Source organism: Pedobacter paludisoli (genome assembly GCF_052344095.1).
In the GTDB taxonomy this organism is placed as follows: domain Bacteria; phylum Bacteroidota; class Bacteroidia; order Sphingobacteriales; family Sphingobacteriaceae; genus Pedobacter.
Genome location: NZ_CP179926.1, coordinates 4,081,289 through 4,093,996 on the forward strand (window position 1 = coordinate 4,081,289; position 12,708 = coordinate 4,093,996).

Annotated in this window: 7 protein-coding genes and 1 pseudogene; 7 read left to right on the forward strand and 1 reads right to left on the reverse strand. The window is 36.8% G+C overall.

From position 1 onward, the window contains the following. Window positions 1-28: 28 nt before the first annotated feature. The 6 genes and pseudogenes from ACJVDK_RS16785 (at window position 29) to ACJVDK_RS16810 (ending at window position 10,334) form a co-directional block, all read left to right on the forward strand. Entirely contained in the window at window positions 29-592 is a 564-nt protein-coding gene (locus ACJVDK_RS16785; protein WP_443937819.1) for a hypothetical protein, read from the forward strand. Window positions 593-633: 41 nt separating this feature from the next. Next, a pseudogene (locus ACJVDK_RS16790) lies at window positions 634-1,404 on the forward strand (RHS repeat-associated core domain-containing protein); the annotation flags it as partial. A gap of 11 nt (window positions 1,405-1,415) precedes the next feature. Beyond that, window positions 1,416-1,751: a hypothetical protein gene (locus tag ACJVDK_RS16795; RefSeq protein ID WP_443937820.1), complete on the forward strand. Its 336-nt coding sequence runs from the start codon at window positions 1,416-1,418 to the stop codon at window positions 1,749-1,751. Between the two features lie 467 nt (window positions 1,752-2,218). Next, window positions 2,219-5,095: an aminomethyl-transferring glycine dehydrogenase gene (gcvP, locus tag ACJVDK_RS16800; RefSeq protein ID WP_443937821.1), complete on the forward strand. Its 2,877-nt coding sequence runs from the start codon at window positions 2,219-2,221 to the stop codon at window positions 5,093-5,095. A gap of 614 nt (window positions 5,096-5,709) precedes the next feature. Further along, window positions 5,710-9,552, forward strand: coding sequence for a TIM-barrel domain-containing protein (locus ACJVDK_RS16805; RefSeq protein ID WP_443937822.1), 3,843 nt, complete (start codon window positions 5,710-5,712; stop codon window positions 9,550-9,552). 194 nt (window positions 9,553-9,746) lie between these two features. After that, the gene (locus ACJVDK_RS16810) at window positions 9,747-10,334 is read left to right on the forward strand and encodes a YceI family protein (protein ID WP_443937823.1); all 588 of its coding nucleotides are present in this window, start codon (window positions 9,747-9,749) and stop codon (window positions 10,332-10,334) included. Window positions 10,335-10,422: 88 nt separating this feature from the next. Here the strand turns inward: ACJVDK_RS16810 and ACJVDK_RS16815 are convergent, their stop codons facing one another. Continuing rightward, window positions 10,423-11,187 (reverse strand): MBL fold metallo-hydrolase, encoded by a 765-nt coding sequence (locus tag ACJVDK_RS16815; protein ID WP_443937824.1) that lies wholly within the window; start codon window positions 11,185-11,187, stop codon window positions 10,423-10,425. A 326-nt stretch (window positions 11,188-11,513) separates the two neighbouring features. Here ACJVDK_RS16815 and ACJVDK_RS16820 point away from each other — a divergent pair, with 326 nt between their 5' ends. Then, window positions 11,514-12,677, forward strand: coding sequence for a Fic family protein (locus tag ACJVDK_RS16820; RefSeq protein ID WP_443937825.1), 1,164 nt, complete (start codon window positions 11,514-11,516; stop codon window positions 12,675-12,677). The last annotated feature ends 31 nt before the right edge of the window (window positions 12,678-12,708 follow it).

Genomic DNA, 12,708 nt, shown 5'->3' on the forward strand with positions numbered 1-12,708 from the left:
CCTTTAAAAAGCGTAATATTTTTTTGATATGAAAAGAACAACCATCTATATTTTAGCTTTAATGATCATCGGATTTGCAGGATGTAGAAGTAAATCGAGTATTAATCAAAATGAAGCAGCGGAAGTGGTTACAGACTATTTAAAAGCGAATCCAGAGTACAGAACTACGAGTTTTAAGTTTGGCGAAATAAAGTTTAGTAGCACAAACGATAAAGTAGAACTTGGGAAATACCGCACAATAGAAAGAAGTGGCTTAATTTTGATGACTTTGAAAGACAGCTATAAGAAGTTTCTCTCAAAAGACAGCAGTTTTGTGTACCAAATCGCTCTAACAGATAAAGCGAGTCCCTTGGTATTTAAGCAAGACGATGATAAAGCAACCATTAAAACCGTTGATTATGTTTTAGCCGATGAAAAACCGGTTAATTTCTCTTTAGTAAATTCGAGTACTGCGAATATTACGGTTTCACTCAAAAAGGTAAACACCGATTTTTCCATCTTTGATAAAGACCCGAATGCAAACAGTAGCTTTATTACCAAAACATATAAACTTAAGTTAGACAAGGAAGAGGGTTGGAAGGTTAAGAAATAAGCCTTTGATTCATTTTTGTTTGAAGGCAATACGATTACGGTGCGAGGTTCTATGACCCGGTTATAGGCAGGTGGAATGTGGTGGATCCAAGTTCTGAAGAAGGTGGACAGGAAAGCTTGACCCCTTATCAATATGGGATGAACAATCCTGTTAAGTATGATGATCCTGATGGTAGGTGTCCAACATGTCCAACAATAATTTTAGGGACATTAATAGGAGGAGGAATTGAATTAGGCGGTCAATTGCTATCAGGAAAGAGTTTAAAAGAAGTTGATTGGGCTGATGTAGGCGTTGAAGCATTAAAAGGAGGATTGATTGGTTCTGGAGTAGGAGCTGGTCCTGCTGCTGGTATAGAAGCAGGAAGCGTTGCAATTAAAGCAACCGTGGATATTTCTTCTAAAGACGGTGCTAAGACTGTTTTTAATGGTAGTAAATCAGTTGGCGAAGCTGCTTTTGATGCTACCGCTGATGTTGTTGCAGGAAAAGTTGGAGGTGCGATTGGCAAAAAAGTAACTGGATTAGCTGAAAATTCTTTAGCTAAGGCAACAGCTTCTGAAGCTAAAGCTGTAAGAGGGTTGGTTAAAGCTAGTAATCTATTTAATAAAGTAACCGATGGAGGTAGGAATCTTGGAGGGATACGGGGTACAATCGTTGCAAATAAATTAGATGTTGCAAAATCGACTGTGGATCTTACTCGAAAGTTAGTAGTGGCAACAGGTAAGGCAAAAAAAGTTTCTGGTGGGGTGCTTGGTCAAATTGTTAACAAGTCATTACAAAATGCAACAACTGATAAAATAAAAAATAAAAATTAGGTTGTTAAACTATGGATAAGTTAAAGGCAGTTTTGGTATTTGTAATTATTATAATCGTAATTGGCTCTTTTTTATATTGGGTTGCAAGTAGTGCAGATAAACAAAAAAAAGATAGAATAGAAAAAGTTGAAGAAGGCTATAAATATTCAAAGGGAATCATTACAGATATACATTCTTATAAAGGACATAGCATAGAAATTAAGTATAATATTGAAGGAATAAATTACGTATATTCTGGTGGATGGGATTATAATCCTAAAAAATTAAATGTAAATGATTTTATATCATTCAAATATTCCATTAATAACCCAAAGTTAATTATCACTGAACTAGAAACAAAGTACTAAGCCGCCAATATTCCATCGCGTGTTAGCCGGTTCGCAGGTGCCAGCCTGTGGCTGGTATCAAAATAGAAAATTAAAAGCCCAGCGGTTTAAAAATTGCCGGGCTTTGTTATTTTAGGAGTAGTCCAAGTTTAAGGAGCCTAGCTTTAATTGCTCCATAAGTCCTGGAGTGTATTTTAGCGAGCTGGGTAATCTTGGTGCCCTCGGCAAAGTGGAGTTGCTACTGGAGTTGCAATAGAAAGGTAAAGACATTTCAGGCAGCTTCTGTTTAACAAGCCTCATAGTTTTTTAAAACCTGTGAGGTTTCGGTTTAATATAAAAAAGGTCAAACGTTTGACTCTTCTATAATTAAGAAAATCTATCGATTTTATCGCCTTTAATTGCAAATAAAACCGCTTTTTTGACTGATATATAGCAAAATACAGCTTCGTTTTTCCTACCTTTGCACGCAAATTTATTATTCATACCGCATGAGCTTAAATATCCACTACAAGGAAGATTTTCAAAACCGTCACATTGCTCCAAATCAAGATGATACAGATGCAATGTTGCAAACAGTTGGCGTAAATTCAATTGACGAATTAATTGAGCAAACTGTGCCAGCAGCAATTAGGTTAAAACAACCGTTAAATTTGCCTGCTGCAAAATCGGAGACAGAATATCTTGGCGCATTAAAACAAACTTCATTACTAAATAAAGTTTTTAAGACCTTTATTGGTCAAGGGTATTACGATACCATTACACCGGGAGTAATTTTACGTAACGTATTTGAAAACCCAGGATGGTATACCCAATACACTCCTTACCAAGCAGAAATTGCGCAAGGTCGTTTACAAGCGCTATTAAATTTCCAAACCATGGTTATCGATTTAACCGGAATGGAAATTGCCAATGCATCGCTTTTAGATGAAGGTACTGCAGCTGGTGAGGCCATGTTTATGCAATACAGTTTAAGCAAAAATAAAGGAGCTACGAAATTCTTTGTTTCGGAATTACTTTTTGCGCAAACCATCGATATTTTAAAAACACGTGCAAATCCTTACGGAATTGAATTGGTGATTGGTAATCACGAAACGTTTGTACCAACCGAAGAATATTTCGGTGCAATTGTACAATATCCGGCAGGAAACGGTGAAGTATTTGATTACGCAGATTTTGCAGCAGCATTACATGCTAAAAACATCAAATTAACAGTTGTTGCTGATATTTTAAGTTTAACGTTATTAACGCCTCCAGGCGAATGGGGTGCTGATGTGGTAGTAGGTACTACACAACGTTTTGGTATTCCAATGGGCTTTGGTGGTCCACACGCAGCTTTCTTTGCTACAAAAGACGAATACAAACGCTCTATCCCAGGACGTATCATTGGTGTAACCATCGATAGCCATGGCGATTATGCTTTGCGTATGGCCTTACAAACACGTGAGCAACATATCCGTAGAGATAAAGCAACTTCAAACATTTGTACTGCACAAGCTTTATTGGCTATTATGGCAGGTTTTTATGCGGCATATCACGGTCCACAAGGCTTAAAATTAATCGCAGAACGCGTACACGGTTTAGCCATTAGTTTAGCATCAACCTTAAATACATTAGGTTACCAACAATTAAATTCAGCTTATTTCGATACCATTCGTTTCGATGTAGGCGATTTAGTAGGCGGTATTCATTCAGCTTGTTTAGATAACGAAATCAACTTAAACTATGCAGGTTCAGTAGTAACTATTTCTATCGACGAAACAACTAACTTTGAAGATATTGCTTTAATTGCACGCATTTTCGCTAAAATTAAAGCCATTGCTGGCGACCAAGTAGAAGTAGTAGAAAACGTAGAAACAGTTATTCCAACTGCATTACAACGTACTTCGGCGTATTTAACACACCCAATTTTTAACGCGCACCATTCAGAGCATGAAATGTTGCGTTACATTAAATCATTAGAAGCAAAAGATTTATCACTTTGCCACTCGATGATTGCTTTGGGAAGCTGTACCATGAAATTAAATGCAACTGCAGAAATGATTCCAGTAACGTGGAACCACTTCAGTCGCATTCACCCATTTGCACCAACCGATCAAGTGTTGGGATATTACTCTGTATTTAACGAGTTAGACAAATGGTTAAGTGAAATTACGGGTTTTGCAGCCATGAGTTTACAGCCAAATGCAGGTGCACAAGGCGAGTACGCCGGTTTAATGGTTATTCGTGCATATCACCAAGATAGAGGCGATTTCCACCGTAACGTAGCATTAATTCCAGCTTCGGCACACGGAACCAACCCAGCTTCTGCGGCAATGGCCGATATGAAAATTGTAGTCGTAAAATCGCTTGAAAATGGAAACATCGATGTGGAAGATTTAAGAGCAAAAGCGGAACAATATAAAGATGTGTTATCGTGTCTAATGGTAACGTATCCATCAACACACGGTGTATTCGAAGAAAGTATCATCGAAATTTGCGAAATCATTCACGCGAATGGCGGACAAGTATACATGGACGGTGCCAACATGAACGCACAGGTAGGTTTAACAAGCCCGGCTAATATTGGTGCCGATGTTTGTCACTTAAACTTACACAAAACCTTCTGTATTCCGCACGGTGGAGGTGGTCCGGGTATGGGTCCAATTGGTGTTGCAAAACACTTGGTGCCTTATTTACCAGGTCACGCGGTGGTTGATATCGACAAAGGAAAATCAATTTCTGCGGTTTCATCTGCACCTTGGGGATCCGCATCAATCTTAATTATTTCGCATGCATACATCGCTATGATGGGAGCTGAAGGATTAACTAATGCAACTAAATACGCTATTTTAAATGCAAACTACATGAAAGCGCGTTTAGAGCAACATTATCCAGTATTGTACTCAGGGGCGCAAGGACGTTGTGCACACGAGATGATTTTAGATTGCCGTTCGTTTAAAGCATTTGGAATTGAAGTAACCGATATCGCAAAGCGATTAATGGATTACGGTTTCCACGCACCAACTGTATCGTTCCCAGTAGCAGGTACGTTAATGGTTGAGCCAACAGAATCAGAGCCTAAGCACGAATTAGACCGTTTCTGTGATGCTTTAATCGCGATTAAAAACGAGATTACGCAAGTAGAAAATGGAACATTGGATAAAACCGATAACCCATTGAAAAATGCTCCACATACCGTTGCAACCATTACAGCAAACGAATGGGATCATGCATATAGCCGTCAAACAGCAGCTTTCCCACTTCCATATGTATCAGAACGCAAATTCTGGCCATCAGTAGGAAGAGTAAACGATAGCCATGGCGACCGTTCATTGGTGTGCACTTGTCCGCCATTAGAAAGCTACATGGAAGAAATCCTTCCATAAGGATGATCGCCCAGGCTGAATAAGCCAACATAAAATAACTATCTGCAAGTTTTGTGAATTCATTTCATAAAGCTTGCAGATTTTTTTTGCGCTTCACATTTGAAAAACAAAGGCAGTGTTCCATGGGACACATTCGTCCCGCCATTCGCTGCAATCTTTTAAAAAAACAAGCGCTTTTGAGAGAGAACGAAGCAAGCATGTTATCGCTTCATGCTCAGCTAATGGGTAATTGGAGTTTTTTTAAAAGGATTTTCGCTGTTGTCGGGTTTAGGAATGAAAGGTATGAGATTGAATGGGAGTACACAATTCAAAGGCGGAGCACCATAACGCGTTCAAAATTTCACCAGCTTCACCCAAGTACGACCAAAAATCCTCCCTAGCACAAAAATCAAAAAACAGGAACAGTTTCTTGAACAGCAAGTTTTAAGATGAAGAAGAGATCGACTCGTATGTTTAACTGAAAAAAACTCTGCGCAAACGTTTTCGTATTATTCTCATTACCCCGTCATATTGAAAATGCATTTAGTAATTTTATCAAATTCAAAAACAACACCAAATAGCTGTTTTCAGGTTAGATAAAACATATTTTCTGAACCAAACGGCGTAACCAAACCATGATGAATTTATTTACACATATTAAAAACAATCAAAGAACACTTCTCGCTATTGTTTTTGTGCTTCTATCCTGCAAACTATACGCACAAGAAAAAGAAGTTAGCCAATCGACCGCTAAAATTATAACCGCTAAAAAAATCAACCCAACCACCGTTGAGCTTGAATATAGTAATGGAAACAGCTTAACCTTCGATTTTTATGCTGAAAATATCTTCCGTTTATTTCAAGATAACACCGGAGGAACTATCCGCGATCCCCAGGCGACACCAGCAGCGAAAATCTTGGTCGAAAATCCGCGACGAGCTGTTTCAACGCTTTCAGTAAACGAACAAGCCAATCAGATTTCGATTACAACCGCAGGTGTGACAATTTTGGTCGATAAAAATACATCGCTATTAAAAGTGCAGAACCTTAAAAATAAGGCAACGGCTTTGGAATTTGTTAAGCCTATTGCATTTGAAAAAAATGGTGTGACACTAAGTTTGAAAGAAAATCCGGATGAGTACTTCTACGGTGGTGGGGTTCAAAATGGCCGTTTTTCGCATAAGGGAAAGCAAATTGCCATTGAAAATCAAAATAGTTGGACCGATGGAGGGGTAGCCTCACCTAATCCATTTTACTGGTCGACAAATGGCTATGGAATGGTGTTTCATACCTTCAAGAAGGGGAAATATGATTTTGGTGCAAAAGAAAAAGGACTGGTAAAATTAGCACACGAAAGCAATTATCTGGATGTATTTGTCTTAATCGATCAGGGGGCAGTTCCTTTGTTAAACGATTTTTATCAGCTTACTGGAAATCCGGTGTTATTGCCAAAATTTGGTTTTTATCAAGGTCACTTAAATGCCTATAACCGCGATTATTGGAAGGAAGACCCGAACGGAATTTTATTCGAAGATGGCAAAAGATATAAAGAAAGTCAAAAAGATAATACCGGGATAAAAGAATCTCTCAATGGCGAAAAGAATAATTATCAGTTTTCAGCACGTGGTGTAATAGACCGTTACAAAGCACACGATATGCCTTTGGGTTGGGTGTTGCCAAACGATGGTTACGGTGCAGGTTACGGACAAACAGAAACCTTGGACGGAAATGTTCAGAATTTAAAGAGTTTCGGCGATTATGCACGCAAGAATGGTGTTGAGATTGGTTTATGGACGCAATCAGATTTGCATCCGAAACCAGAAATTACTCCGCTTTTGCAACGCGATATTGTTAAAGAAGTACGCGATGCAGGTGTACGCGTTTTAAAAACCGATGTAGCCTGGGTAGGAGCAGGTTATTCATTTGGTTTAAATGGCGTTGCCGATGTGGCACACATTACACCGTATTACGGAAACGATAGTCGTCCCTTTATTATCTCATTAGATGGTTGGGCAGGAACACAACGCTATGCAACCATTTGGAGCGGCGACCAAACCGGTGGTGTTTGGGAGTACATTCGTTTTCATATCCCTACTTACATAGGCTCGGGCCTATCTGGGCAACCGAATATCACATCGGATATGGACGGTATTTTTGGCGGGAAAAATCCAGTGGTAAATGCGCGTGATTTTCAATGGAAAACGTTTACACCCATGCAGTTGAATATGGATGGTTGGGGTTCAAATGAGAAATATCCACAGGCTTTAGGCGAATCAACTACTTCTATGAACAGAATGTATCTGAAATTGAAGTCGGAGTTAATTCCATATACCTACAGCATTTCCAAGCAAGCTTTAACTGGTTTGCCGATTATGCGCGCCATGTTTTTAGAATATCCAAATGCGTACACACAAGGCAAAGCAACTCAATACCAGTTTATGTACGGACCTTCCTTTTTGGTTGCACCAATCTATCAGGCAACACAAGCAGATGATAAAGGAAATGACATTCGAAATGGAATATATCTTCCAGAAGGAATTTGGATTGATTATTTTACAGGAGAAAGATACGAAGGAAACAGAATCATTAACAGTTTCGACTCACCTATTTGGAAGCTTCCGGTATTTGTAAAAAATGGTGCCATTATTCCGATGACCAATCCAAATAATCACGTGTCAGAAATAAATAAAAATGCACGCGTGTATGAAATTTATCCCGCTGGGAAAAGCACATTTACCGAATACGACGACGATGGTACAACCGAAGCATATAAATTAGGAAAAGGCTTAAGTACGGTGATAGAGTCGGAAGTAGCAGGTAAAAAAGCGAACATTACGATTCACGCAGCACAAGGTGGTTTCGAGGGATTTGAGAAAGTTAAAAGCACTGAAGTACGCGTAAATGTGAGTCAACAACCAAGGTCGGTAAGCGCTAAAATTGGCAAACAAAAAGTAAAACTTCAGGAAGTAAAATCGTTAGAGGACTTTGAAAAAGGAAGCAACGTCTATTTTTATTATGCTGCACCAAACTTGAATCGCTTTGCCACCAAAGGAAGTGAATTTGAGAAAATGGTGATTACCAAGAATCCACAAATGTTGGTTAAGTTAGCATCGAGCGATATCACAGCAAATGAAACCAGTATCGAAATGCAAGGTTTTGCTTTTGAAACAGCAGATAAACAACGTACAAAAACCGGAGTTTTGACAGCGCCCAAAAATGTACGCATTACGGATAAAGGAAGCGAAGCATTTACGCTAAGCCCAAGCTGGACAAAAGACAATCAAGCCGACTATTATGAAATTGAATTTGCAGGCTTGAATTACTCCAATATTAAAGATACCACCTTGCTTTTTGATGGATTAAATGCAGAAACAACCTATGCATTTAAAATCCGCTCGGTTAACAAAGATGGAAAGTCGGAATGGACTGAATTTAGTGGAAAGACCAAGCCAAATCCTTTGCAATTTGCTATAAAAGGAATTGCAGCCGAAACGACTGTTGAGAATCAGGGAAATAACGGAGCTGAAAAGCTCTTCGATTTTGATGAAAGTACGATGTGGCATACAAAATTTGGTGTCAAGGCAGTGCCATTCGATTTAGTGATCGATTTGAAATCAGTTAATCAAATAGAGAAATTGAATTATGTACCGCGTTCGGGTAGAGGAAATGGAACCTTGTTAAAAGGAATGATTTTCTACAGCGATAACAAAGAAAAATGGACTGCTGCTGGGGCTTTTGATTGGGAAAATAATGGCGATATCAAAACATTTAAGTTTGAAGGAAATCCTACGGTTCGCTACATTAAACTATCGGTTACAGAAGGGGTAGGTAATTTTGGTTCAGGTAGAGAATTGTATGTGTTTAAAGTACCGGGAACTGAAAGCTATTTGCCTGGCGATATCAATAACGATCATTTAATTGATAAAAATGATTTAACCTCATACATCAATTACACCGGTTTGAAAAAAGGAGATGGTGATTTCGATGGATATATCAGCAATGGCGATATTAATAAAAACAATGTAATTGATGCATATGATATTTCAGTAGTAGCAACACAATTAGAAGACGGTGTTGAGGACAAAAAGCAAGATAAACTTGCTGGAAAACTAACCATGACTCCTGCTAAGCCAAGTTATAACAAAGGTGAAATTGTAGAAATTACGGTGAAGGGCTTAAATCTAAATGCTGTAAATGCTTTTGGCTTTGCATTACCATACAATTCGCAAGATTATGATTTTGAAAGTGTAAAAATGATTCATACAAAAGCCATGGAAAATTTAACCTACGATCGTTTGCATACTGATGGAAAACGCGTGTTATATCCAACGTTTGTGAATGTAGGTAATCAGGAAACGTTAAAAGATTCACAAGCATTGTTCATCATCAGATTAAAAGCTAAAAGAGCTGTTAAGTTTGATTTGAAATTGATGGATGGACTTTTAGTAGATAAAAAATTAAATTCCATTAAGTTTTAGACGCTTTCGTTAATCAGGAAACCCCTTAAAGAACTTGAAAAATCTTTAAGGGGTTTTTTATAAATAAAGATGTTAAATCATTAAACTTTGCAAGGGAACTGCAGTCAAAAAAATAATTCAAAATCTTATCATAGGTCAATAAGCCGACTGGAGTTAGATTGATATATTTGTACCGTAATTTAAAAAACTAGAAAATGAAATTGAAAATCACCTCATTGTTTTTATTAGTGGCAGTAGTAAGTTTGTCAGCTTTTAAAAACCCAACAAAACCAGTTGTTTATACTGTTGATGCTGCAAAATCTTCAATCACTTGGATTGGAAAAAAAGTAACAGGTTCGCACAACGGAACAATCGCACTTAAATCTGGAACGATTAACTATGATGGTAAAAAAGTTACAGGTGGTGGTTTTGTTATTGATATGACCACCATTAAAGATGCAGATGGTAGCGCAAACTTAGAAGGTCACTTAAAAGCAGATGATTTCTTTGGTGTAGCTAAATATCCTACTTCAAACTTTGTTATCACGAAAGTTGAAGGTGGTAATGGTACTGCAACAGTAACCGGTAACTTAACCATTAAAGGAATTACGAAACCAGTTTCTTTCCCAGCAACTTTAGCGGTAGCAGCTGATGGTACATTAACTGCAACAGCAGCTAAAATTGTTGTTGATAGAACAAAGTATGACATTAAATACGGTTCAAAATCATTTTTCGATAGCATTGGTAACAAAGCAATTGATGATGAATTTGAAATTTCAGTGAAATTAGTAGCTAAAAAATAAGTTTTCCTAACCGGAAATAGAAAAGGGTCTCAATGCAAATTGAGACCCTTTTTTTATAAATTACATTCGTTATCCGTTTTACTGAACGCTACCTAATTCTGAATCCACCTTCTATTTCATCAACAAATCCGGTAGCTTCTTCTTTGCTATGGTAAAATAAGCATTCCCAATTTTCTGCAGCAGCTCTTTTCCCAAATTCTTTACGCAATTCCATCGCTTTGCGGCCATCATAATCGTATTTAGCAATGAAATTTTTTACCAATTCACTTGGTTCAGGTAAAACATCGCCCCCAAAAAATACTTTATCTTTTCCTTCCGTTAGGAGGAAAACTTGGTGGTTCGGACAATGTGCACCCGTAAATTCATATGCAATAGAATCTGTAATTTTGCCGTTTCCTTCTACAAAATTTAGTTGCGCATTGCGTTGTAAATATTCAAAAATCTCGGCGTGGTACGAAGTAGAAGTACTTGAAAAAGCCGTTTCCCATTCGCCTCGATTAATATAATGCTCGGCATCAGGAAAGCTTAATTCTACCTTATCACCCAATTGATGAATCATCCCACCTGAGTGATCATAATGTAAATGCGACATTAATACTTTGGTAACATCCGTTGGGTCAAAACCAGCATTTCGTATGTTTTTATGCAAAATTAATTCACCATGGTCATCGCTAAAACCAAGTCCGGTATCGAATAAAATCAAATCGTTTTTAAGTTCAACTAAAAATGGTTGAACATTGATAAAAAGAGAAGCCGGGCGGTCTTTCGTTTGATGAATAGCAGGGTCGAAAGGAAGAAACTTCTTAGTGGCATCAACCGAATACGTTCCTTCGTATAATGTGAAAACTTGCAAAATGTGGTGATTTAAAATTCTTTACAAAGATAAGAAAACTGAAATGGTCATGCTAAAAGTATATTGTTAAATATAGCAATCAGTGTAATTGTTAGTGTGTCTTTTTTAGTTTTTTAAGGTTGATCTTTGAAATTTATTAAATTATTTTTTGAAATCTTTTTAGGTTCATTTTGAAATGATATGTTTTTTTTATTAAAAAATTAATTGTTAATGAATTGATTTTTAGTTTTTTAACTTGTTGTGTTGTAGTGATTTTTTAAATGTTTAAATATAAAAGTTGAAATCTTTTTGTATTTTTATTGAAATAATTTTTCGATATTCTTGAAATGAAAGCTGTATTTAAGCCATATGATTTAAAATTAGTGAAACCTAATTTTGATGCTAAATTGACCGATTTAATAATTGAGTTAGAGCATTTAAGAAAAAAGCAATTAGGAGGTTCTACTCATCCCCAAGTATTTTTTCAATTGAAAGATTTGTTTCATACTCTTGAAAGTATTGGCTCGGCTAGAATTGAAGGAAATAATACAACAATTGCAGAATATTTAGAGAATAAGATAGATAATGATAAAAATGAGAATGTGTCATTTAATATTCTAGAAATTCAAAATATTGAAAGAGCAATGGAGTTTATTGAAGAAACTGTAACAGATTATCCTATAAATAGAGGTTTTATTAGTGAGTTGCACAAAATTATCGTTGAAGGCTTACCAATAACAAATGGAGGAGAAGGAGATAAAGCTCCAGGAGTCTACAGAAACCATTCTATTAAAATTTCAAATTCAGCGCACTTACCTCCTCAGCCATTTTTAATTGATGGTTATATGGATGAAATGTTTGAATTTATTAATCAGGACGATTCTTCAAAGTATGACTTACTAAAATCAGCAATAGCACATCATCGATTTGTTTGGATACACCCTTTTGGGAATGGAAATGGAAGAACTGTGAGATTATTTACGTATGCTATGCTCATAAAAAATGGTTTTAATGTAAACGTTGGTAGGATTATAAATCCAACAGCAGTGTTTTGTAATAACAGAAATCAATATTATGATATGCTAGCGCGTGCTGATACTGGAACAGCCGAAGGTATCTTAGAATGGTGTGAGTATGTTTTAAATGGTTTAAAAAATGAAATCGAAAAAATAGATAAACTTTCAGATTATCAGTTTCTGAAAACGGAAATACTACTTCCTTCTATAAATTTTTCGCTAGAAAGAAAGATAGTGACAGAATTGGAAGCTAAAATATTAAAAGAGGCAATTGAAAAACAGGTAATACAGAGTATGGACTTGGAGCGGTTTTTTAAAGGGAAGGCAAAATCAGAAATTTCTAGACAGATTAAAAAATTAATAGACAAAAAAATGTTGATGACAGAGCAAGAATCCTCGCGTAAATATGTGCTTAGGTTTGATAATAATTACTTACTTAGAGGGGTTATTAAAACGCTAGATGAGAAAGGATTTTTACCATTAAAGGATGAATAGCGATTCCAGATTTCCCTCTTTCTTAAAAGAA